The organism is Pseudomonas defluvii (genome assembly GCF_001695625.1).
Lineage (GTDB): Bacteria > Pseudomonadota > Gammaproteobacteria > Pseudomonadales > Pseudomonadaceae > Aquipseudomonas > Aquipseudomonas defluvii.
Window position 1 is genome coordinate 16,171 of sequence record NZ_MBPN01000052.1, and the last position, 19,243, is coordinate 35,413.

A 19,243-nucleotide genomic window follows, 5' to 3' on the forward strand; every position below is an offset into this window, starting at 1 on the left:
GTTCGCCATCCGTGGCAGCGCGGTTAGTTCTGGCCGGCGTACTGCGCTACCAAGGTGATGACCTGGCCAGCCTGAAGGGCTGCACCAGCCACCGTGGAAAGCAGTTCACTTTGATCGGTGGGCAAGCCCTGCTGAGCAACGCTGACCTCGAACAGTGCACCGTTAGCAAACTGGGCCTCGGCCACAGCGTTACCAGCAGCAGCCACTGAGGTGGCAGCCAGATAGCGAGCCTGCGACACCGGATCACCCAGGTTGAGGGTGGAAGACGCGGCACCGGCTGCGAAATACAGCTTGGTACCGGGCATGAGGCGTGCACCGAACGGCAGAAAGCCCCACGAGATCTTGTCGCCGATGGCCAGGCCACCAGCCGGAACGGTGAAGGTACTGACCAGAATCTGGATATCTGCGCCCTGCAGGTTCGGTTTCACCAACTGTTGAGGAAGCGCAGCACGGGCGGCGGCGACGGATGCGTTTACGGTTGCCATGGTTTGGCTCCTAAATCTGGGAAGAGGTAAAGGCCAAAGCCGCTTACGCGGCCTCGGTTACTGCGATTTCCACGACCTTTTCTTCCTCGACCCGGACGGCGCCGATGGACATTTTGGCGTAGATGCGGACGTTGAAGCCCTTGCCTGGATCCTTGCCCACCTCGGTGGTGATGTCGGCGCCCTTACCCAGAGTTACGCCGGACTTGGCCCAGGCGTACAGCCGACGGGTTGCGCCGTCGTAAGGGGTGCGCTCGCTGGGAATCCAGTTGAAGCCCATCCATTTACCTTCAACATCACCTTCCTGAAGGAACTTGCCAGCCATGTAGTCGGCGCTGGTCAAAGTTGGGTCAGCCAGGATGTCGGCGGCGGCCTGCGCGGAATAGGTGATGAAGAGTTCTTCGCCGTTGTGATTGTCCGCTTCGTTTTTACGGAACATCTTGCGGGCCTGGATGATCTTGGCCTTGGTCAGACCAGTACCACCGACAACGATTTTCTGGGTGGACGGCAAGATGATGTTGCCGGTAGTGGCCCGGGAGTTGCCGCCCATCGAGGCAATAACCACGTCATCCTTGGCACGGTTCAGCGAAGCAATCATTGCCTTGACGTATTCGGACGTCGGGTCAACCAGCATGCGGATCTTGTCCTGGTCATCGATCATGTCGCCGTCATCCCAGTCGAACAGGTCGACAAAGCGGGTGCTGTGCGGTTGATCGTTGATTGGGGTATCAGCATGGCGCTGGGTGCGGCGGTTCGCGGTGCGCTGGCCCAGGCGGTTAACCGACTTGGACATCCCGACGATATTCGGCTCGATGGTTACGTGCGGCTCGAAGCGCGATTGCATCTGCTGAGCCAGGTGGCGGAAGTTGTCAGCAAACTGCTGAACAAACGCCTCGGTGATTTGCTGTGACATACGATGCACTCCAATGCAGATAGTGGGGTTGCCTGCAGGGTGTCCACCGCTTGGGTGGGCCTGAAATCCTGGCGTGCATCGGCATTGCTTCGCCTGGGGCTTGCCGGGTATCTGCGTGCCACCGCAGGCCGGCCCATTGCTGGGATGCCTGCGATGTTTGTGCATGGAGGGTGTCGGTTTCCCGACTATTTGCGCTGAAGGCTCAGCCGAGGCGGGATTTGTTCTTGCTGTAGCGTTGCTCGTACATGGCATCCAACTGTTGCTTGATGGCGGCGCGCTTCGGATCGTGCGCCGGCATCTTCGCCAACTGCTCGCGCAGCTCACTGGTCTTAACGTTGAAGTCGGCCTCATTCACCGCGCCACCGTTGATTGGCGTGTCTTCGTTCAGCTCCTTGCCGATGTTGGCCGTGAAAGCAATGAAGTCCGGGTCGTTCCCGTACTTGGCCATCAGGTTCTGAAAGCTGCCCGGTTGGCCTTCTGCACTGGCGAAGGCCTCGGCTGCACGATAGGAGGCACGCACGTTGGTCTGCATGGCCTGGTCATCGGTCCAGACGGATTTGAGCGCTGCGGTGCAGTCTTGAGCGGTCAGCTGAGCGCCACCCTCGACGAGGCCGGGGGCAGCCTTCAGGTATTCGCCGATCACATACGACACCTGGTCGTTCGTCAGGCCCTTGGCGTGGGCACCCTTCAGGAACGACTGCGTACCCTCGTCGGCCTTGAACTCTTCCCAGTTGAAGCCCTCGACCCCTTCCAGCTTGACGTTGTATTCATCGACGGTCTTCGGCGCCACATCACCCGAGCCCAAGCGGGTTTCGAGGCTCCGGTAGGCGTCGGCAACCTTCCGCGACGATGCTTCAAGATCAAGGCTGCCATCCTCCTTGTTGGTGCGGTACTTCTCGGGAAGCCAGTCATTTGGGGCTGCATTACCTAAGACAGAGCCAGGTGCTGGAGCTGCAGGTGCTGCTGATGTCGCCGCAGGGGCGCCGCCACTTGGGTCGCCGCCCTCGGACACTGCGTTCTGCAGGAAGTGACCCAGGCGGTTGTGGATGAACCAGTTCATGTCATTCCTCTACGTTGTTGGGGTCGCTGACCCCGTTTGCTCGGTTGATGCGGAGCAGGATGTGGTCGAGCACCTCACGGTGGCCGGCCTGCAGGTAAGTTTTGAGAACGGCATCGATGCCGCCCACAGTTACGGCGTTTCTGCTGAAACGCTGAATCAGGTGCTCGAGCACAAGCACACCCTCGGCGTGCTGCTCGAATACCCGCTTGAACATGTCGTCGATTTGCTCAGGGGTCACGCTGCTGCTCCTGGTGCTTGCTTGAGTGCGGCCTCACCAGCCATCTGCTGCATTGCCATCTGCTGTTGCTGCTCCATGGCCGCCTGCTGGGCTTGGGCGCGGTCCTCCCGCAGCTTGTCGCGGTCGGCCTTGCTGCGGATGACAGCCGATGGCACGCCCAAAGCTTCGCCCTTGAAGCGCTGGGCCTCGTCCAGGTCGATGTTGTCCATAACGGTTGGATCGGCCTGAGCGACGACCAGTGCTCCTTGCACGAACTGGTCGATGGCCGTGACCTCTTCCAGCTTCTGAGAACGGGCCAGCGGACTCAGGTAACGCACGGTGAAGTTGCGACCTGCCAGCGTTTCCGGCGCCTGCCCGAGGATCCCGGCCCGGTAGGCGATGCCAAAGCAGCGCTCGATCAGGGGTTGCAGGTACTCGGTCTGCAGGCGGCCATAGACCGGGCCCAGTAGCTGGCGGATCAAATTCACCCGCACATGCACTTCGGTCGCCGTCATGGCCGGGCCGTCTTGCGCCTGGAGCTGATCAGCCATCAGGGTCTTGCGGATGGCGGCCTGCAACCTGCTGATACGGGCGTCTGCGTACTGGAAGTTGGACCCGCTTTGCAGGGGTTTCATGCTGTCGACGGAGTTGGCCACGATGATCTTGCGCGGGCCTACACGCACGGTCTTCGGGTTGAGCACCCCGTCGTCTTCCGCGATCCACATGCCAGCGATAGCCAGGTCAGCCGCAGCCAAGTCCATGCGCACCATCTCGTTGAGGGTGCGAGCGTCCGGAAGCGCATCGGCCACAGGGCCAGTGGCATACACGCTGTCGGGGATCATCATCCAGCGCGGCACAACGACCGGCATTTCGTGATAGCCCGACTCTGTCACGACCTTCTTTGCAGCAACCTCCACCTTGCAGGAAGCGATCGGCATGTTCTTGGCCAAGCGGGCGCCGACCATGTAGGTGCTGCGCGGGTAGACCGCGTGCACGAACTCAACCAACTCTTGGGGCTTGGTCTTGGCCAGATTGCGCGTTGGCTCGCTGAGGTTCTCTTCCCCGAACTCATTGACGGCCTGTTCGGCGGTGAGCTTGTAGGTGCGATAGACGGTATCGATCTTGCCGCCTGCCTTGGACGCTGAGCAGAACACGCTGGCGATGGGCCAGAGGTCGAACGTGAAACCACCCCGCTCCCGGTCAGAATCGATGTACAGCGCGAACCAGCCGGCGCAAACGACGTCGAGCAGCCCCTCAAAGGCTGCCGCGTCGAAGTTGGATGCGTGAATGTTCTGCCAGATGATGTCGGACGAGTCGTCCAGCCAGCGACGTTCATCCTCGCTCTCTTGGCCGACGTCCATGCCGAACCAGATGCTGTTTGCCGGCGTCAGGCCGGACTGCACCGACGACGACAGGATGCGTGCCGCGTCGGTGGTGGTGCCGTCGAAGATCCGCGCTTTGCGGTTCAGGGCTTCCTGTGCGCTCATCATCTCGCAGTAGAAACCGTTCCCCCGGATCGGGTAGGTGTGGTCGTAGCAGTCGCGCCAGACCTGCTCATGCGGGCTGCGCAGCGACTTGAGCGTGCTCAGGGTCTTGCAGATCTGGTCGGCATTCATGATCCGAGGGTTCTCTTTCCTTGCTCGATGACGGTGCCTGCGGCGCCACCGGACGACAGCAGGCTGCTTTCGGACTTGCGCTTACGCCGCACAGCGGTTTCTTGGTTGGCCTTCTGGGCAGCCACATCAGCCGCTTTTTGGGCGGTGACAGCTGGGTCTTCGGTCTGGACGACCTTGGGTTTCTCGGGCTTGCTTCCGCCGCACATGGCCTTACTCCTTCGCAGCCGGCTCAGGACACAGCCAGCCCTCGCTGGTCATGACAGCCTGCTTGATGGTGGTTGGATCGACGGCTTGCGCGGTGGTAGGTTGGCGCTGCTCCAGGGTTGCGCGGTCGGAGTCGCGGCGCGCATCGATGACCAGGGGTTCACCGCCATCGTTCAGACGCTGGGCCTCGGCTTCGGCCTGTTCCTTGGCGCCGTCGCCGATGGCAACGAAGTCGCTAAACCAGTCGGCCTGGCCTTCGATTGGCGTGTACCAGATCTTCCAGCGACCGCCACCGTTGTGTTTGGCGGTGTAGGTAGGGGTTACGGGTGGCTGCGACTCAGTACTGGTAGTCGTCGATGCTGCTGGATCAACGGCTTGCGCGGTGGTGGTTACTGGTTCGCCCGGGGTCTGGACGATCAGGCTATCGGGGGCTGGCATGGGGTGAGCCTCGGTGATTGGTAGGGATCAACGAGGCCCAGCATCATGGTGGAGAGGTGTCGGGATCCCGACTATTTGGCGGGGCACGCAGTCCGGACGTAGTCCTGCAAGGCGGTCAGTTGGCGGATGGCGTCGTCGCCGTCGTTGGTGATTCGGACAATTCGTTCAGCAGCCGCTGGGTCAAGTTCGGCTCGCGCTTGATCATGGTCCAGGCTGCTGGCGCCTGTTGATCCTCTTGCGGGGCACTTGGCGAGGACTGACAGCCGGTGTTCGCCAGCAGCGACAGCAGCACGAAGGTTGGCATTGGTCTGATTGGCACGTTCACGCTCCTGGGTATGTTCGGTGTCGAGCTGGGTCAGTAAGCGCTGGGTGTTCTTGCGGGATTCGTTTGCGTTCTCCAGCTCTCGCACACGCTGCGTAGCGGTGCTTAAGCTGGTGTCGGTATGGTCTAGGCGCCAAAGCGCCAGAATCAACGCCAGAGAAAGCCCAGCGATGAGATAGCGGACCATCACTGCACCGCCTTGCACTTGGCGTTGCGCTCGAGCTGGCGTTTCCAGACGCCCGGACAGCGCTTGTTGCCGGGTGTCGAGCAGTCGAAGCCGGCGGCATACCGGTACAGCAGCAGCGCTTCGCAGGCCCCGACGTAGTTACCCTCCAGCAGGTACCGGCGCGGTGATCCAGTGCGCCAGTTGCCCATGCCGTACTGGCCCACAAAGTCCATGTACAGGTCGAACTCTTCCTGGTACAGCTTCACGCCCGGGATCGAGGCCGCGAACTGCTTTTCGTCCTGACGGATAAGGTTGCGCGCAAGCACGTCTGCCCGGGCCGGGGTAATGGTGTCGCCCATCCTGACGTGGGTGCCGTCCTCATACCGCGTCGAGCCGTGGCCGATGGTGGGAACGTCGCCCTTGGTGGGAATGATGGCGTTGCTGGTGTAACCCTCGTTAGCCTTCCAAGCGCCAATGCCGGCAAGGCTCATGGTCAGCAGGCCTACCGCTATGCGGTTGCGGGCGCTCATCGCTGGCACTGCTCGCGGATTGATTGGATGCGTGCCTCGCTCTCGGCGGCCTCTCGGCGGTCTCGGCGAGCCTGGAAGTACGCATTGACCAGCAGGCCGAACACTGCGACCAGGACACCAGCAATACCGATCCAGTTGACCTGGGACAGCCAGCCAACAAAACCGGTGGCGGCGCCGACCATCATCCCTTTGTTTGCGACGGACGCGCCCACCACTTCCGCAATCCCTTCCGGTGCCTGATTCGCCATGTGCTTGCTCCTGACTGGGGCGTTCATGGGTTGCCTCCAGGGTCAAAAAAAAACCCGCACGGTGGCGGGGCATCGATGACACGGAGAATCAGGGCGGTGGGCTGTCGGAATCCCGACTATTTCGCGTGGTACGCCCACCAGTCACCGACGGCGACCATGGGCAGCTTTGAGCGGTCTTGCTCGGTAATCTGGCACCAGAGCAGCACCAAGCGTTCGCCTTCGCTGTAACGCGGCTCTGCACCCTGCTTCCATCCGATCAGCGTGGTACGGGCAACATCGATGGCATCCGCAGCCGACTGGATCGAGTAACCACCCCGCAACACCATGGTGATGACCCTGAACCAATCGATGCGCTTCGGGCCTGGCCGCGATGGTGGCGGCGAGTGCAGTACAAGCGGGCGCGCAGCCAAAGCCGCACGAACGGGCTCAGGCTGCGCAAACAGGGCCATTTGCTCAGGCGCAGGCGGCTTCATACTGGTCACCCTGACCCGTTCCAAACGCGTGCGCGCGCGAGGCAGACACCGGTTGAGCGCTCGCCCGCTCCATTGCCTCGGTCAATTCTTTGATCACTGCCAAGAACATGGCGCGAGGATCTTTGGCGTTATCGAACATGAACGGGTGAACGGCATGGCGAATCCCGACCATCGTGCCGCTGGGCAACATCTGGTCGACACCGACGAAGACAAATCCGTCGTTGCCGAACCCACGGCAATACCAGGTTGGTCCATGGATGCTCTTGCTCATGATGCAGCCCCCTCAAGCGGAACGATGCGTACCTGCACACCTGGTGTATCGCCGAAGCGCTTGCGGGCGAACACGTCGACAACCTGCACGTCGTCCTTCCACACCACGCCGTTGAGGCCGTCACAGATGGCTTTGAGTACGTTGTCGAAGTCGGGTTTCTTGGTGGGCATGACGTCACCAGCAAGCGCAGCGGCCTGTTTTTTCTTGCTCCAGGACTTCGGTACCGAGAGATTGACGCGGATCTCGACCATGACCGGGCCTTGCAGCAGTTCACGACCTGCCATGGCGTTGCTGCCGCTGGTAGCGATCAGGCCTTCGTAGTTGGCGGTCTTGGCTGGTGTGTACATGCGAGCGTGTCCGGCGATGGTGCTGACGCGTGGCCTGCCCTTCCCCACTGGCTCACCCGGTACCAGGAACGAAACGGGCTTCAGGTCATGCATGGTTGTCTCTCCGGATTCCTACCTTGGCCAGCAGCAAAGCGTGTGCAGCCTTGGGATCATTGGGTATGCCCTGTGCGGCCATCAGGTCGCGGGCTTCCTGGTGCGATGCTGCGAGCTGCACCTGGCGTGGTGTCTTGGTGTCGTGACTGATGCCCATAGGGATCTTGCCGTCGAGGGGCTGGGCGTTCTGGGCGCGGCGCTGGACGATGGCGTAGTTGCGCTCGAAGTTCTGGCGCAGTGCCTTGTCGCTGTGCTTGGCGGTGCGCAGGTCGAACAGGCCGGTAGCTTCGGCTGCGACCTTCACGGCTTCATGGGTGTACTTTCCAATCAGGGCTTCGGTCCAGGCTTGGTCTTCGCTTGGGAAGCCGGGCATTTGCATGCACAGCGAGCGGAAGACGTTGGCGGATGGTGGCCAGTCGTACTGAGGGTCAGCCGATACGGCACTCAGCCCGTTGGCGAGCTGCTGGCCGTTCAGGTCGCCCAAGATCTTGGACCAGGAATGCTCCGGGTTAGCTGATTCGCCGAAATTCGCCGTCCAGCGGTGCCCGTAGATCTCCGTCATCTTGAGCCAAAGCTTGTTCAGCGCCTTCTGCGACAGCCTGGACTGCTCGTTCGAGTTCTTCCCCTGCACGCTTGACCCGGTCGACGGCAGAAAGTGGACGTTGGCGAGCAGGTCGGTGGCCTGCTGCGGTTTTTGCTGATCCATGGGTATACCCCCCGGCTTGTGCCTGGCGAAGTTGGTGTTTCAGATGGCTGACGAGTTGCTGCTCCCACTGGGCCTGGGTCTGCTCACGCTCGGGGCGGACGTGCCAGTAGGTTCGGAAAGCGGCCAGAATCTCTGGGGTCAGTGAGTTGACCGGGACAGAGTTGGCGAAGGCGAAGGCCTTGAAAGATTTGGATTCTGGCTCCCAGTCGGTCAGCGGCATGGCGAAAGCCCCGCGCGCGTTACCAGTACTAGTGCTTTTACCGGATATCGGAGGTAGGTTGCTGATCAGCGTTTCGTCTGATTCTGATCCGGTTGCTGATCCATTTTCAGATTCGCTGGAAGCCTCGTAATCCGTGGCCTCTGGCTGTTCTTGTGGTGGTTGCTGATCTGGTTGCTGATCTGGTTGTTCATCGGTTGCTGATCGTTTGGACGGACTACCCCAGTCCGCGTTCGGCAGCTGGTAAACAAGAGGTCCAACAGGGGTGATGACACCGAGGGTGATCAGACGATCAATGAGGGATCGGACCTTCTGCCTGGTAGGGGAACCAGACTCATGGCGGCCGCGAGTGGGGGCAATATACAACTCTTCACGAAACATTTGTTCGCTGAGCCGACGCTTAACACCAGACACGCCCGTCCTGTAGTCCATAAACCGGCGTATGGCGCAGTACAGCTTGAAGACGTCCGCTGGCTCATCGGCCAAGGCGCCCCACTCTGCGTCATTGATCTGGAAGGCAGGCACTAATCAGCCCTCTTCCAACTGGTCGACGTTCTGGACGTGCTCCATCCAGCGCTTGGCCTGGTGGAAGATCGCCTCGATGTCGCGCTGGTTGAAGCAACGCATCTCCATCGGAACGATCTTCAAATCCAGCACCGCGAGAATCTCGGCGAACTGCTGGAACTTCTCCGGCTTCATACGGCTGATGGTTGCCTCGTCGCAACCGACTGCAAGCGCAACCGGGCCATTGCCGACCGATGCAAGCCGCTGCATGAGAACGGCCATGTTCTTGCGAGACGTTACAAGCTGCTCCTGGCTTAATGCGGTCGTGGTCATGATTAGGCCGCCGACGATTGATCAGGCTCTGGGAACACCAGGGCCAGGTCGCAGGAAGCACCCAACTCGTTCAGTGCAGCAACGATCAGACGGGCATCAGATAGGGACGGGGTTCGTTCACCGCTTTCATAGTTGGCGATTCGCGACTGACCCCAGCCTAGTTTTCGGTAGAGGGCAGACTGGCGGATACCGGCCTTCTCTCTGGTTTCACGGATACGGTTCATGGGATGTGGCTCCTATGGATCTCATCGCAGGATAAACACATAACGTGATTATTTCAAACACGATAAGTGAAAGCAGCCCATTACGCTCCGTGATTAAACTTGTGGGCATGAAGACACTCGGCTCACGAATCAAGCATTACCGGACCCTCAAGGGCTTCTCCCAGGCAAAGCTGGCCAAGGTCTGCGGGTGGGCGTCGCAGTCCCGCGTGGGCAACTACGAAAGCGATGCACGCGAACCGAGCCTGGAGGACGTGAAAACCATTGCCAAGGCACTGGACGTTGCGCCGGAACTTATATTGGTTGGCCGCGCTGACACACAAAACGTTGAAATGGCACTGCAGCCTACGCGGGCACCAAAGGAGTACCCCTTGATTAGCTGGGTAATTGCTGGCGAGTGGGCTGAATCGCCTGTTGCGTTCCATCCTGGCGACGCTGAGGAATGGCTGGCATCAACTGAGAACGCTGGAGAGCATGGTTTCTGGCTTACCGTTCGCGGCGACTCAATGACCTGCGCGGGAAATCCGAGTTTTCCGGAGGGATCTAGGATCCTGGTGCGTCCAGAATCTGATCGAATCAGCGGAAAGTACTATGTGGTAAAGCTGCTAGACAGCGGCGAACACACCTTCAAACAGTACATTGAGGACGCAGGCCTAAAGTACTTGCGTCCACTGAACCCGAACTATCGGACTATGGAAATCAACGGCAACTGCCGATTCATCGGGCGCGTGATCGATACGAAAATGACTGGGCTTTGAAGATGAGGCATGACCGGGAAGTCGAAAAAGCTGAGCGCAACCACGCACAAACCTTGGCGATGCTCACGTTTATTGGAATGGGCGTCTTGCTCTACTGGGTAGAATCGCATCTCGACGGCATGCCAAAAGGTGCGCTGCGCGACATCCTGAAATTCGCGCTCTACATCGCAGCTTTCTTCGGGGTATTCACGATCTCCCCCATGACTGACTTCTACCAAAACAGAATTTCTCGGCACCGCCGCAAATAGTATTTCGGATCGCAATAGCCCGCTTCTGAGCGGGCTTTTTTTCGTCCCGAGAAAAATTAATCACGATTCGTGTTTGACACGGCGAACACGTTGCGTGATTATTTATCACAGGAAACACGCATGAACACGAAACACGGCGAAAGCCACTGCTCTTTAGCCTCAAGCGCCGCAGCAAGCCATGGCGTTGCCCTCGGGCAGAACGGTACAGGGGAAGCCTCACCCCGGGTGCGCAGCATCGAGCACCGCATAAACGAGAGCCGACAGCATGCTTGCGTGGTCGGCTGTCGGGCTCTCAGAGCCCCCGAGATGAACCACCGAGAAATCCTCGGCAGTTCAGCCAAGCCAACCGTGGCGTGTAACGGAGGCCAGCAACACAAATTTCCCTGACAGCCGGAAAGACGGCCCGATGCCCTGCTCCCCATCGCAGGCTGTATCGGAGTGTGATCTGAATGCGCAGGCTGATGCGCGGGTTTGAAAGCAAACAGTTTCCGCGAACGATCGATACCAGCTAAGTAGTTTCATATGCCCGCGCGGTACTGGGTCGTAATAACTGGCATTGAGGTAGGCGCAAGCCGTTCACCTCGGCATGGTTCGCAAGCCGGAGATCAGCACCGGCCAGATCACACCCCGATGCATCCCGCATACATCGAGGTAACCACCATGTTCAACAAGACCGCCCGCCCGCTGTTCGATGAACGAATCAGCAAGGTGCTGGAAACGCCACCAGGTGACTTGGTGGCTACCGAAAGTGAACTCAACTACGCCGCTGGCATGGCGGCATACGCCCTGGCTCGCGGCGATATCGGCCACGAAGAGCACAACCTGCTGAACATGCGCATTGAGATGGCGCGGTTCAGCGTTCTGGCTCGCACCCAACGGCAATGCCGGATAGAACGGGTAGCGCTGCAATGACCGCCCACGACATGTGGCTCGACCCGCCAGACGACGAGCCCGAACCCTGCGAGTTTGACTACAACGTCGATCTGGACGACTTCCCGGTCGGCGATTACCGCTCAGATGAGCGCGACATCATGCTGGAGCGCCGCTATGAATAAGTGCCGAACCATCATCGCCCGAACCTGCAAAGAACTCGCCCAGGCCCTGCAATCTCAGGGCTTTTTTCTGGTCGCCGATCTGCCACCGCACACCCGCATCGAGATTCGCCGCGGAATGATCGTGGTGCGGATGCCATGAGCGAGCAACGACTGATCGAACTGGCTAAGGCCTACGCCAAGAACCGCACCGAGCTGATGGATAACTCGAAGGCCATCCGCGGCCTGCATAACGATGTGGATGCCTACATCGACATGAAGCCTTTCCGTGATCGCTTCTACCAAGGCGAATGGCTGGACGATGAAGCTGTTCTTCGCTGGAACGGTTGGCTGTACGCGGTTGAGGTTCTGTACATCCTCGACGACAAGCCACTCGATGAAGACGACGCATACCGCTCCATGGCGATCCTGCTGGACGAGCGCAAAGCCATTAAGCAGCGCGCAAACACCCTGAAATCCCGCCTTCGCCAGATAGGTAACAAGCTGCTAAAGGCCGCGGCATGACCGTCGCCCAACGCCGGCGCCGCCATTTGATCTGGCGCGGCGCCACCTCTTCCCTTCTTGGCTGGTCCGGTTGGCTGCTGCTGATCGGACTGGCTGATCTTGTCACTCGATAGGACTCCAAGACATGAACGATCTTGCGATCAAACAAACCTTCAGCCTGGCCCCTCAGAACCTCGACGAAGCGTTGAAGTTCGCCGACTACTTGGCCAATTCCGACATCGTCCCCAAGGACTTCCAGCGCAAGCCGGCCAACATCCTGGTCGCCGTTCAGTGGGGCATGGAGCTGGGCCTGCAGCCGATGCAGGCCATGCAGAGCATCGCGGTCATCAACGGCCGCCCTGCCCTGTGGGGTGACGCGGTCATCGCACTGGCTCGCAGCTCGCCGCTTTGCGAGTACGTCACCGAGACGGACGACGGCGAGACGGCAACCTGCCGGGTTAAGCGCCGCGGTGAGGAAGAGCAGGTGCGCACGTTCAGCATGACCGACGCCAAGCTCGCTGGCCTGGTCGGCAAGCAAGGCCCCTGGAGCCAGTACCCAAAGCGGATGCGCCAGATGCGTGCTCGAGCATTTGCTTTGCGTGACGTTTTCCCAGACGTGCTGCGCGGCATGGCGGTGGCCGAGGAGGTACAGGACATCCCGACCGAGCGCGAGCTCAACCAAACACACGCCCGCAAGGTCGACGAGCCGAAGCAACTGCCGGCCTACCCCGACAGCAAGCTCGAAGAGAACGCCGACAAGTGGCGATCGATGATCGCCGCGAACCGCACCAGCCCCGATCACCTGCTGGCGAACCTCACCAGCAAATACACCCTCACCCAAGAGCAGATCGAGCGCATCCACGCGCTGGCCCCCATCGAAGGAGATCACACCGATGCAAGTGCATAACGTCCAGCAGGGCACACCAGAGTGGCACGCCCTCCGTTCCAGCTACTTCACCGCTTCGGAGGCGCCCGCGATGATGGGCGCCTCGAAGTACCAGACCCGCACCGATCTGCTGGCGATGAAGAAAACCGGCATCGTGCCGGAGGTCACCCATCAGCAACAGGCCATCTTCGACCGTGGCCACGCCACCGAGGAACTGGCCCGGCCACTGGTCGAGGAAATGATCGGCGAAGAGCTCTACCCCATCGTCGGTACCAGCGGCAACCTGCTGGCATCGATGGACGGCGCAACGATGCTGGGCGATACCCTCTTCGAGCACAAGCTGTGGAACGAGCGCCTGGTTGCGCAGGTCCGCGCCGGCGAGCTCGAGCCCCATTACTACTGGCAGTTGGAGCAGCAGCTGCTGGTGAGCGGTGCCGAGCGCGTGATCTTCGTTTGCTCGGACGGCACGCCAGAGAAGTTCGTGCACATGGCGTACCAGCCAATTGCTGGTCGGCGCGAGCAACTGGTGGCCGGCTGGGCCCAGTTTGAAGAAGACCTCGGCGCCTTCGAGGTGCAAGAGGCCAAGGTCGAGGTCACCGGCGCAGCTCCTGATCAGCTGCCAGCCCTGCGCATCGATGTCACCGGCATGGTCATCGCCAGTAACCTGGATGCGTTCAAAGCCCATGCTCTGGGCGTGATCGGCAACATCAACACCCAGTTTTCGACCGACAAGGACTTCGCCGACGCCGATGCCACTGTGAAGTGGTGCAGCGAGGTCGAGGACAAGCTTAAGGCTGTGAAAGAACACGCCTTGAGCCAGACCGAGAGCATCGACGTGCTGTTCAAGGCCATCGATGACATCGTGGCAGAGACGAGGCGCAAGCGCCTGGAACTGGAAAAGCTGGTCAAGGCCCGCAAGGACATCATCAGGTCCGATATCGTCATGGACGCGGCCAAAGCCTTGCAGGACCACATCGACCAGATCAACGTCACGCTCGGCGGCAAGATCCGCATGCCGCGTGTTCACGCTGACTTCGCCGGGGTCATCAAAGGCAAGCGCACGATCGACAGCCTGAAAGAAGCGGCTGATGCCGAACTCGCCCGGGCCAAGATCGAGGCCAGCCGCATCGCTGACGGCATCCGGGCGAACCTAAACAGCCTGCGCGAACTGGCGGCCAGCCACGCGTTCCTGTTCCACGATGCCCAGGACCTGGTGCTGAAGGCCAATGACGACCTGGTGGCGCTGATCAAGGTCCGCATCAATGAGCACGAGCAGGAGCAGCAGGCCGAGCAGCAGCGCCGAGATGCCGAACTTGAACGTCAGCAGGCAGAGCAACAGGCTGCTCAGCAGCAACCCGTGCAGGAGCAGGTCCAGGCGCAGCCGGTGGTCGAGCAGATCCACAGCCCAGAACCAAAGCCAGCAGCCACGCCGATAACCACGGCAGCTCAGCCAACAGCCGACGACGGCCAGCGTATCAAGCTTGGCGATATCAGCACGCGCCTGGGCTTCACGCTGACGGCTGACTTCCTGACCTCGCTGGGCTTCGAGGCAGTAGCCCAGGAACGCTCGGCCAAGCTGTACCGCGCCAGTGACTTCCCCCGCATCTGTGCCGCGCTGATCAACCACATCCAGGCGGTGCAAGCCAATCGCGCCGCTGCATGATCAGGAGCACCTGCCATGGCCAGCCAGACTGTGGAAGAGCTGTACGACCGAGTCGAAGAATTTACGTCCCTGCTTGCCGCCGCTGAGCTCCACGCAGACGGCTCTTGGGAAGAAGAATTCATCACCAACATGCGGGCCAACTTCAAGCGCCACGGCCCGCGCACCATTCTGAGCGTCCACCAGCAGAAGAAGCTGGAAGAGATCGCCAAGTACTGAGGAATACCGCATGAAATTGGAACATCGCGACATCATTGCGCGCGCACAGCTGCACGGCTGCCTTCCTTCTGAAATTGCAGGCGAGCTGCTGGAGCACGACCTGGTCAATCTGGTTATCGATCAGATCCCGAACTTTCGCGACTGGAGCGAAAACACCCAGCAACTGACCATTGAGCGCGTAACGCTCGGCGTCAAAGATTCGGTCCAAGTGGCAATTCGCACGATTGCAGCCAATGGCGTAGTCACCATCCCGGTGGATATCAAGCGCGTGCAGGTTGATGCGAAACATATGACGGTCACCGCAACCGTTGACGGCAAGGATCCGAAGAAGCACGACCTTGTCGACCATGCCGGCCACCTTTGTCTGTTGGTGATGGCTCCAGACAGTTACGACGAAGGGCTTGACGCCATCACCCCAGATCGCGATCAAAAGGAATTCCCGCTCCACGTAAGCGACCTGACAGGAAGCCTGTTCAGCGAGAAGATTCATGGGTCTGATAAGCAGGAAGATCAGGAACTGCCCGAGGGTCCAGACCCGCTTTACGAAGAAGCGCTGACTTTCGTGCGCGACACCCGTCGACCGTCAATCTCAGCGGTCCAGCGCCACTTGAAGGTCGGATACAACCGGGCGGCTCGCATGCTCGAGCAGATGGAGGCCGAAGGCGTTGTAACTCCCATCAACTCCACCGGCGCCCGCGAGGTTATTGCCCAGGCGGAGCTTGATGCCCTGGTGAACGAGGATCGAGGCTCAAGCCCCGAAACCCTGATCAGCAAGGAATTCGGCGACTTCGACTACGACGACGCCAAGCAACTGATCGTGCTCAAAGCCAACGGAAAGCCGTTCAAGGCCCACTGGGTGCAGAGCCGCCTGGCCATCAGCAGCGAGCAGGTCACCACCCTGCTGGTGCGCCTGCTCGATGACAAGGTGATCGAGGTGGAAGCAGAGGGCGAGTCGGCCTTGGACCACAGTTACAAGGTCGTCGCCACCCTGGAAGACGTGGTCGCCTGACCGCCAGCCCCCACAGCAACACCCACAGGCGCCTACGGGCGCCTTCTTTTCGACTACAGGAAAACCGCCATGTCTCAACTGATCTGCGTCTTCGACACCGAAACCACCGGCTTCCCGCACTGGAAACTGCCGAGCGACGATCCGCGCCAGCCACATCTCGTCGATGTCTGCGCCCTGCTCTACACCCAGGAAGGAGAGCTGGTCGACAGCTTCGAGGCCATGGTTCGTCCGGATGGCTGGGACATCCCCAGCGATGTCGCGGCAATCCACGGCATCACCAACGAGATCGCGCTCGAGCACGGGATCCCCGAAGCGCTGGCCGTCGAAGGCTTCCTTGGCATCTGGCGCCGCGCGGGGCTGCGGGTCGCGCACAACGAGTCATTCGACGCTCGCATGCTGCGGATCGCTCTGAAGCGCTTCAAGGATGCCTGGGTGGCTGAGGACTTCCGCGACGGCGCCAAGTTCTGCACCGCGATCACGTCAAAGCCGATCTGCCAGCTGCCACCGACCGAGGCAATGAAGGCCACTAACTTCAAGAACAGCTTCAAGACGCCAACCGTCTCCGAGGCGCTGAAGTTCTTCACCGGAGAAGACCTGGTCGACGCTCACCGCGCCCGCCCCGACGCCGAGGCCTGCGCCCGCGTGTACTTCGCCATCCAGGCTTACCAGTCGGCGGCCTGACCATCACCGCGCCGGGCGCCTGGCGCCTACCGGAGATTTCCATGGCAGAACACCGCATCCTGGTGGGGGATTGCATCCAGATGATGCGGACGCTGCCGGATCAATCAGTGCACACCTGCATCACCAGCCCGCCCTACTTCGGGCTGCGCGACTACGGCGTCGATGGCCAGATCGGCCTGGAGGCCTCCCCGCGTGAATTCATCGACAGCCTGGTCGCCGTCTTCCGCGAAGTGCGCCGCGTGCTGCGGGACGACGGGACGATCTGGGTGAACATGGGCGACAGCTATTCCGGCTCATGGGGTGCCCATGGACGGGATGACATGGGGCTTGGCTCGTCCAGCCTGAGCGCCCGCCAGATTGCCGCCAGCGCTCGGAGGAAGAAGCAAGCCAACCATGACGGGTTCAAGCCGAAGGACCTGATGGGCATGCCGTGGCGTCTGGCCTTTGCCCTGCAGGATGACGGCTGGTTGCTGCGGCAGGACATCATTTGGGCTAAGCCGAACCCAATGCCAGAAAGCGTGCGCGACCGATGCACCAAGGCCCATGAGTACCTTTTTCTACTTAGTAAGTCACCGAAGTACTATTTCGACCAAGACGCGATCCGGGAGCCGGCAAATCTGACAGGCAAGGGATCAGCATCGACGTTCCGGGGCGGCGCCTATGTGGATGGCGCGACCTTCGACAACTCGAACGGCGGTACCCGAACGGTTTCTGGCAACGTTGTCCCGCGCAACAACGGGGTTGGCTGGGGCCACGGCTATGATGCCGATCCGAAGCCTCGCACCGTGGGCAGCAAGCGCAACAGCTTTGCCAGGGAGACGAAGTACTCCGGCGGCGACCACGGCCAGACCGGGCAGCATAGACCTGGCCGCGAAGACATCAACTACGACACCACCCGGAACAAGCGCAGCGTCTGGACGGTGGCCACCAACGGATTTAAAGGTGCGCACTTCGCCACCTTCCCGCCTGACCTCATCCGGCCCTGCGTCCTGGCCGGCGCCCCGCGCGGTGGCATGGTGCTCGATCCTTTCGGCGGCGCCGGCACCACAGCGCTCGTTGCCATGCAGGAAGGCCGGAAATCGGTCATCTGCGAGCTGAACCCAGAATATGCCTCCCTTGCTCGACAACGACTCGACCAGGCCAGGGCGAATGGCGCCACACAAATGGACATCCTTCGAGATGTCTGCACTGCTTAACCAACCCTAGCAGGTACCCCATGCATCCACTCGCCAAGCAGGCCCTTGACCGGGCCCGCCAGCCTACCCCTGCGCCTATCTTCTCCACGGAGACGGTCCGGGCGAACCAGCCGATCACGCTGCCGGCGATCACCGGTCCCATCAACCACTACATGCGTTTGCAGGCCCGGGCCGAGGCCATCGCCACGGTGATCGCCATGCACCGCACGCTGGCCGCCACCAACGGGGTGGCGCTAGTGGTGGAACACCTCAAGCGCACGGCATCCGGAAGACCTGACAGCCACGTCGCCGGCTACCTCGACATCATCGAGTGGCTGGAGGTAAACGCCAAATGATCGCCCTTCAGGGCGACCTACTTGTTAGGCGACCCGAACATTAAAGGTGAGACGAAACCATCCTTAGTTAGAGGGTATGCGTAATAGATCTCGTCTAGCGAAAATTCAGGAAGCCCCACTAATTCAAAAATTGAAAAGCGATTTCCATGCAGCATGTCAAAAATACCAGGCCCAAACTGAGCCACTTGTAGGATATGTAGAGCCGCAGCAGATTGAAGAACACTGAACATGCTCGCATATTCAAAACTGCCCTCTCGATCATGCTTCACCTTGTTATACGCATCATACCAAGGAATAGATTGCGTTGGCCGCTCAGGACTCCACTCAACAAATGGCTCAAGAAAAACATCATAGTCCTTTAACTTTACCTTCCACTCCTTAAGACGAAGAGGCTCGCATGTCCAAACATAGTCTTGAGTGCTTAGTCTGCCGATACCCTTACCCTTACCATTAGCCTTCAACACTCCAGACCAGCAGGCTTCGATTTCAGTGCACAGCAGAATAAGTAATTCACGGATTCGGTGCCCGTAGGTGCCAGCATTTCGCTCGCATGGCTCGACAATTCTGAATAGCTCTTTTACCTCTGCGAACAGACTCTCAGAAGCCACTATGCAGCTGTTGTATGTAGAACCATAGACACCCCGTGGACTAAGCCTATCGTAACCTTCAAAAATTGAGTTCGGAGAATATAACCCGCGCCAAATCCTTGGATGGTATTGCCCAGGCAGCATTGACGACTCAGTGCCTTCGCCAGAAATCCACACATGACACTGCTGCAAACAAGCCTTAGCTACCGCAGCCCAATCCGTTCCATCAGGCAAATTAAATTTCTGCTCATACCAGTCACCCATTTGCGGGACATAACAAGTAACGCTTTCGGCAGTAACTACCGCCCATGCCAAATTTCCTTCCGAACTTTTGAATACGTACGTCTTACTCTCCATATAAACGCTCCCGACTGACAGTAGGCCTTACTCTAACCTGAGGTTCCCTCATGCAGAAAGAAAACCGAGCCAGCAATATCATCAAGATGATCAGTGTGCCGCGTGACTGGGCTCAGCACTATGCTGATCTGCTGGAAGAGCACTGCGCCTACGAAAAAGCCGAGCAAGTAAACAACTTTCTTGCACAGCCAACCGAGCAGCACCAGGGCGAACCGGTTGAGCTCGATGCATGGCAACCACTCATGGCAGCAGGCCAGATACAGCTTGGCGACTGGCTCAGCTTCACGGTGGCCGGCAAGTTCATCTGCGCACAGGCACGGGAGATCTTGAACCCAGGCACCTCCGCCGAGGAGGTTATCTATAACCGCCGACAGAACCACTATTTCGTCACGTCGATGGCGATCGACGGCA

32 protein-coding genes and 2 pseudogenes are annotated in these 19,243 nt (G+C 59.9%); 16 read left to right on the forward strand and 18 right to left on the reverse strand.

Annotated elements, in window-relative coordinates:
• Positions 1-23: 23 nt before the first annotated feature.
• The 14 genes from EKA13_RS15250 to EKA13_RS15315 all read right to left on the reverse strand — a co-directional run bounded on the left by EKA13_RS15250 (position 24) and on the right by EKA13_RS15315 (position 8,086).
• Positions 24-485 carry a hypothetical protein gene (locus EKA13_RS15250; protein ID WP_065760237.1) on the reverse strand — a complete coding sequence of 154 codons (462 nt, stop codon included), beginning with the start codon at positions 483-485 and terminating at the stop codon, positions 24-26.
• A gap of 43 nt (positions 486-528) precedes the next feature.
• Positions 529-1,395: a phage capsid protein gene (locus tag EKA13_RS15255; RefSeq protein ID WP_065760238.1), complete on the reverse strand. Its 867-nt coding sequence runs from the start codon at positions 1,393-1,395 to the stop codon at positions 529-531.
• Positions 1,396-1,597: 202 nt separating this feature from the next.
• Entirely contained in the window at positions 1,598-2,455 is an 858-nt protein-coding gene (locus EKA13_RS15260) for a hypothetical protein (protein ID WP_065760239.1), read from the reverse strand.
• Between the two features lies 1 nt (position 2,456).
• On the reverse strand, positions 2,457-2,693 hold the full coding sequence (locus tag EKA13_RS15265) for a Bbp19 family protein (protein WP_218060849.1): 237 nt from the start codon (positions 2,691-2,693) through the stop codon (positions 2,457-2,459).
• On the reverse strand, positions 2,690-4,288 hold the full coding sequence (locus EKA13_RS15270) for a portal protein (protein ID WP_065760240.1): 1,599 nt from the start codon (positions 4,286-4,288) through the stop codon (positions 2,690-2,692). Before EKA13_RS15270 ends, EKA13_RS15265 begins: the two co-directional genes overlap by 4 nt.
• Entirely contained in the window at positions 4,285-4,494 is a 210-nt protein-coding gene (locus EKA13_RS15275) for a hypothetical protein (protein ID WP_065760241.1), read from the reverse strand. Before EKA13_RS15275 ends, EKA13_RS15270 begins: the two co-directional genes overlap by 4 nt.
• Positions 4,495-4,498: 4 nt before the next feature.
• Positions 4,499-4,930 carry a hypothetical protein gene (locus EKA13_RS15280; RefSeq protein ID WP_065760242.1) on the reverse strand — a complete coding sequence of 144 codons (432 nt, stop codon included), beginning with the start codon at positions 4,928-4,930 and terminating at the stop codon, positions 4,499-4,501.
• Between the two features lie 71 nt (positions 4,931-5,001).
• Positions 5,002-5,439, reverse strand: coding sequence for a lysis system i-spanin subunit Rz (locus tag EKA13_RS15285; protein ID WP_065760243.1), 438 nt, complete (start codon positions 5,437-5,439; stop codon positions 5,002-5,004).
• Positions 5,439-5,948, reverse strand: a complete 510-nt coding sequence (locus EKA13_RS15290; RefSeq protein ID WP_065760244.1) for a glycoside hydrolase family protein — start codon at positions 5,946-5,948, stop codon at positions 5,439-5,441. Before EKA13_RS15290 ends, EKA13_RS15285 begins: the two co-directional genes overlap by 1 nt.
• A complete protein-coding gene (locus tag EKA13_RS15295) occupies positions 5,945-6,223 on the reverse strand; it encodes a holin (RefSeq protein WP_245704342.1) in 279 nt (92 codons plus the stop codon). Before EKA13_RS15295 ends, EKA13_RS15290 begins: the two co-directional genes overlap by 4 nt.
• Before the next feature lie 89 nt (positions 6,224-6,312).
• Complete coding sequence (locus EKA13_RS15300; RefSeq protein ID WP_083199821.1) at positions 6,313-6,669, reverse strand: hypothetical protein; 357 nt, start codon at positions 6,667-6,669, stop codon at positions 6,313-6,315.
• Positions 6,650-6,940: a hypothetical protein gene (locus tag EKA13_RS15305; protein WP_065760246.1), complete on the reverse strand. Its 291-nt coding sequence runs from the start codon at positions 6,938-6,940 to the stop codon at positions 6,650-6,652. The genes EKA13_RS15300 and EKA13_RS15305 overlap by 20 nt, the downstream gene beginning before the upstream one ends.
• The gene (locus tag EKA13_RS15310; protein WP_065760247.1) at positions 6,937-7,380 is read right to left on the reverse strand and encodes a RusA family crossover junction endodeoxyribonuclease; all 444 of its coding nucleotides are present in this window, start codon (positions 7,378-7,380) and stop codon (positions 6,937-6,939) included. Before EKA13_RS15310 ends, EKA13_RS15305 begins: the two co-directional genes overlap by 4 nt.
• Complete coding sequence (locus tag EKA13_RS15315; RefSeq protein ID WP_245704343.1) at positions 7,373-8,086, reverse strand: hypothetical protein; 714 nt, start codon at positions 8,084-8,086, stop codon at positions 7,373-7,375. The genes EKA13_RS15310 and EKA13_RS15315 overlap by 8 nt, the downstream gene beginning before the upstream one ends.
• Here EKA13_RS15315 and EKA13_RS28385 point away from each other — a divergent pair.
• A complete protein-coding gene (locus EKA13_RS28385) occupies positions 8,085-8,231 on the forward strand; it encodes a hypothetical protein (RefSeq protein ID WP_245704344.1) in 147 nt (48 codons plus the stop codon). The two genes, EKA13_RS15315 and EKA13_RS28385, sit on opposite strands and share 2 nt — an antisense overlap.
• On the opposite strand, the pseudogene EKA13_RS28905 reads toward EKA13_RS28385, so the two are convergent.
• Positions 8,160-8,306: pseudogene (locus tag EKA13_RS28905) on the reverse strand (hypothetical protein); the annotation flags it as partial. The gene EKA13_RS28385 and the pseudogene EKA13_RS28905 overlap by 72 nt on opposite strands.
• Between EKA13_RS28905 and EKA13_RS28390 the strand changes: the two are divergent.
• Entirely contained in the window at positions 8,266-8,436 is a 171-nt protein-coding gene (locus EKA13_RS28390; protein ID WP_245704345.1) for a hypothetical protein, read from the forward strand. The pseudogene EKA13_RS28905 and the gene EKA13_RS28390 overlap by 41 nt on opposite strands.
• A 395-nt stretch (positions 8,437-8,831) precedes the next feature.
• On the opposite strand, the gene EKA13_RS15325 is transcribed toward EKA13_RS28390, so the two are convergent.
• Positions 8,832-9,140 carry a CII family transcriptional regulator gene (locus tag EKA13_RS15325; protein WP_065760249.1) on the reverse strand — a complete coding sequence of 103 codons (309 nt, stop codon included), beginning with the start codon at positions 9,138-9,140 and terminating at the stop codon, positions 8,832-8,834.
• Between the two features lie 2 nt (positions 9,141-9,142).
• Positions 9,143-9,364, reverse strand: a complete 222-nt coding sequence (locus EKA13_RS15330; protein WP_065760250.1) for a helix-turn-helix domain-containing protein — start codon at positions 9,362-9,364, stop codon at positions 9,143-9,145.
• Positions 9,365-9,408: 44 nt separating this feature from the next.
• Here EKA13_RS15330 and EKA13_RS15335 point away from each other — a divergent pair, with 44 nt between their 5' ends.
• The 13 genes and pseudogenes from EKA13_RS15335 to EKA13_RS15385 all read left to right on the forward strand — a co-directional run bounded on the left by EKA13_RS15335 (position 9,409) and on the right by EKA13_RS15385 (position 17,888).
• Positions 9,409-10,119: a LexA family protein gene (locus EKA13_RS15335; protein ID WP_245704346.1), complete on the forward strand. Its 711-nt coding sequence runs from the start codon at positions 9,409-9,411 to the stop codon at positions 10,117-10,119.
• On the forward strand, positions 10,116-10,367 hold the full coding sequence (locus tag EKA13_RS15340; protein WP_125862937.1) for a hypothetical protein: 252 nt from the start codon (positions 10,116-10,118) through the stop codon (positions 10,365-10,367). The genes EKA13_RS15335 and EKA13_RS15340 overlap by 4 nt, the downstream gene beginning before the upstream one ends.
• Before the next feature lie 660 nt (positions 10,368-11,027).
• Positions 11,028-11,279, forward strand: a complete 252-nt coding sequence (locus EKA13_RS15345; protein WP_125862938.1) for a hypothetical protein — start codon at positions 11,028-11,030, stop codon at positions 11,277-11,279.
• Positions 11,276-11,422, forward strand: a complete 147-nt coding sequence (locus EKA13_RS27845) for a hypothetical protein (RefSeq protein WP_176717431.1) — start codon at positions 11,276-11,278, stop codon at positions 11,420-11,422. Before EKA13_RS15345 ends, EKA13_RS27845 begins: the two co-directional genes overlap by 4 nt.
• On the forward strand, positions 11,415-11,561 hold the full coding sequence (locus tag EKA13_RS27850; RefSeq protein WP_176717432.1) for a hypothetical protein: 147 nt from the start codon (positions 11,415-11,417) through the stop codon (positions 11,559-11,561). Before EKA13_RS27845 ends, EKA13_RS27850 begins: the two co-directional genes overlap by 8 nt.
• Positions 11,558-11,923 (forward strand): hypothetical protein, encoded by a 366-nt coding sequence (locus tag EKA13_RS15350; RefSeq protein WP_065760253.1) that lies wholly within the window; start codon positions 11,558-11,560, stop codon positions 11,921-11,923. The genes EKA13_RS27850 and EKA13_RS15350 overlap by 4 nt, the downstream gene beginning before the upstream one ends.
• A gap of 124 nt (positions 11,924-12,047) precedes the next feature.
• The gene (locus EKA13_RS15355) at positions 12,048-12,809 is read left to right on the forward strand and encodes a hypothetical protein (RefSeq protein ID WP_065760254.1); all 762 of its coding nucleotides are present in this window, start codon (positions 12,048-12,050) and stop codon (positions 12,807-12,809) included.
• Positions 12,796-14,451, forward strand: coding sequence for a YqaJ viral recombinase family protein (locus EKA13_RS15360; protein WP_065760255.1), 1,656 nt, complete (start codon positions 12,796-12,798; stop codon positions 14,449-14,451). Before EKA13_RS15355 ends, EKA13_RS15360 begins: the two co-directional genes overlap by 14 nt.
• A 15-nt stretch (positions 14,452-14,466) precedes the next feature.
• Positions 14,467-14,667, forward strand: a complete 201-nt coding sequence (locus EKA13_RS15365) for a hypothetical protein (protein ID WP_065760256.1) — start codon at positions 14,467-14,469, stop codon at positions 14,665-14,667.
• Between the two features lie 532 nt (positions 14,668-15,199).
• Positions 15,200-15,382, forward strand: a pseudogene (locus EKA13_RS28710) (DNA translocase FtsK); the annotation flags it as partial.
• 363 nt (positions 15,383-15,745) lie between these two features.
• Positions 15,746-16,357 carry a 3'-5' exonuclease gene (locus EKA13_RS15375; RefSeq protein WP_065760258.1) on the forward strand — a complete coding sequence of 204 codons (612 nt, stop codon included), beginning with the start codon at positions 15,746-15,748 and terminating at the stop codon, positions 16,355-16,357.
• A 41-nt stretch (positions 16,358-16,398) separates the two neighbouring features.
• Entirely contained in the window at positions 16,399-17,553 is a 1,155-nt protein-coding gene (locus EKA13_RS15380) for a DNA-methyltransferase (protein ID WP_065760259.1), read from the forward strand.
• Positions 17,554-17,573: 20 nt separating this feature from the next.
• Positions 17,574-17,888 (forward strand): hypothetical protein, encoded by a 315-nt coding sequence (locus EKA13_RS15385; RefSeq protein WP_065760260.1) that lies wholly within the window; start codon positions 17,574-17,576, stop codon positions 17,886-17,888.
• Between the two features lie 17 nt (positions 17,889-17,905).
• Here EKA13_RS15385 and EKA13_RS15390 read toward each other — a convergent pair whose 3' ends face one another.
• Positions 17,906-18,832 carry a hypothetical protein gene (locus EKA13_RS15390; protein ID WP_065760261.1) on the reverse strand — a complete coding sequence of 309 codons (927 nt, stop codon included), beginning with the start codon at positions 18,830-18,832 and terminating at the stop codon, positions 17,906-17,908.
• 50 nt (positions 18,833-18,882) lie between these two features.
• Between EKA13_RS15390 and EKA13_RS15395 the strand changes: the two genes are divergently transcribed.
• Positions 18,883-19,243: hypothetical protein (locus EKA13_RS15395; RefSeq protein WP_176717433.1), on the forward strand; the 361-nt coding region annotated here is incomplete at its 3' end.

Bases quoted from the DNA above. Each gene is read 5' to 3' on its own strand.
- EKA13_RS15300 (WP_083199821.1), bottom strand. From the start codon at position 6,669: ATGAAGCCGCCTGCGCCTGAGCAAATGGCCCTGTTTGCGCAGCCTGAG.
- EKA13_RS15255 (WP_065760238.1), bottom strand. From the start codon at position 1,395: ATGTCACAGCAAATCACCGAGGCGTTTGTTCAGCAGTTTGCTGACAAC.
- EKA13_RS15275 (WP_065760241.1), bottom strand. From the start codon at position 4,494: ATGTGCGGCGGAAGCAAGCCCGAGAAACCCAAGGTCGTCCAGACCGAA.
- EKA13_RS15290 (WP_065760244.1), bottom strand. From the start codon at position 5,948: ATGAGCGCCCGCAACCGCATAGCGGTAGGCCTGCTGACCATGAGCCTT.
- EKA13_RS15385 (WP_065760260.1), top strand. From the start codon at position 17,574: ATGCATCCACTCGCCAAGCAGGCCCTTGACCGGGCCCGCCAGCCTACC.
- EKA13_RS15285 (WP_065760243.1), bottom strand. From the start codon at position 5,439: ATGGTCCGCTATCTCATCGCTGGGCTTTCTCTGGCGTTGATTCTGGCG.
- EKA13_RS27850 (WP_176717432.1), top strand. From the start codon at position 11,415: ATGAATAAGTGCCGAACCATCATCGCCCGAACCTGCAAAGAACTCGCC.
- EKA13_RS15355 (WP_065760254.1), top strand. From the start codon at position 12,048: ATGAACGATCTTGCGATCAAACAAACCTTCAGCCTGGCCCCTCAGAAC.
- EKA13_RS15365 (WP_065760256.1), top strand. From the start codon at position 14,467: ATGGCCAGCCAGACTGTGGAAGAGCTGTACGACCGAGTCGAAGAATTT.
- EKA13_RS15360 (WP_065760255.1), top strand. From the start codon at position 12,796: ATGCAAGTGCATAACGTCCAGCAGGGCACACCAGAGTGGCACGCCCTC.
- EKA13_RS15250 (WP_065760237.1), bottom strand. From the start codon at position 485: ATGGCAACCGTAAACGCATCCGTCGCCGCCGCCCGTGCTGCGCTTCCT.
- EKA13_RS15305 (WP_065760246.1), bottom strand. From the start codon at position 6,940: ATGAGCAAGAGCATCCATGGACCAACCTGGTATTGCCGTGGGTTCGGC.
- EKA13_RS15375 (WP_065760258.1), top strand. From the start codon at position 15,746: ATGTCTCAACTGATCTGCGTCTTCGACACCGAAACCACCGGCTTCCCG.
- EKA13_RS15330 (WP_065760250.1), bottom strand. From the start codon at position 9,364: ATGAACCGTATCCGTGAAACCAGAGAGAAGGCCGGTATCCGCCAGTCT.
- EKA13_RS27845 (WP_176717431.1), top strand. From the start codon at position 11,276: ATGACCGCCCACGACATGTGGCTCGACCCGCCAGACGACGAGCCCGAA.
- EKA13_RS15280 (WP_065760242.1), bottom strand. From the start codon at position 4,930: ATGCCAGCCCCCGATAGCCTGATCGTCCAGACCCCGGGCGAACCAGTA.
- EKA13_RS15295 (WP_245704342.1), bottom strand. From the start codon at position 6,223: ATGAACGCCCCAGTCAGGAGCAAGCACATGGCGAATCAGGCACCGGAA.
- EKA13_RS15345 (WP_125862938.1), top strand. From the start codon at position 11,028: ATGTTCAACAAGACCGCCCGCCCGCTGTTCGATGAACGAATCAGCAAG.
- EKA13_RS15310 (WP_065760247.1), bottom strand. From the start codon at position 7,380: ATGCATGACCTGAAGCCCGTTTCGTTCCTGGTACCGGGTGAGCCAGTG.
- EKA13_RS15260 (WP_065760239.1), bottom strand. From the start codon at position 2,455: ATGAACTGGTTCATCCACAACCGCCTGGGTCACTTCCTGCAGAACGCA.
- EKA13_RS15270 (WP_065760240.1), bottom strand. From the start codon at position 4,288: ATGAATGCCGACCAGATCTGCAAGACCCTGAGCACGCTCAAGTCGCTG.
- EKA13_RS15315 (WP_245704343.1), bottom strand. From the start codon at position 8,086: ATGGATCAGCAAAAACCGCAGCAGGCCACCGACCTGCTCGCCAACGTC.
- EKA13_RS15380 (WP_065760259.1), top strand. From the start codon at position 16,399: ATGGCAGAACACCGCATCCTGGTGGGGGATTGCATCCAGATGATGCGG.
- EKA13_RS15325 (WP_065760249.1), bottom strand. From the start codon at position 9,140: ATGACCACGACCGCATTAAGCCAGGAGCAGCTTGTAACGTCTCGCAAG.
- EKA13_RS15390 (WP_065760261.1), bottom strand. From the start codon at position 18,832: ATGGAGAGTAAGACGTACGTATTCAAAAGTTCGGAAGGAAATTTGGCA.
- EKA13_RS28385 (WP_245704344.1), top strand. From the start codon at position 8,085: ATGGGTATACCCCCCGGCTTGTGCCTGGCGAAGTTGGTGTTTCAGATG.
- EKA13_RS15350 (WP_065760253.1), top strand. From the start codon at position 11,558: ATGAGCGAGCAACGACTGATCGAACTGGCTAAGGCCTACGCCAAGAAC.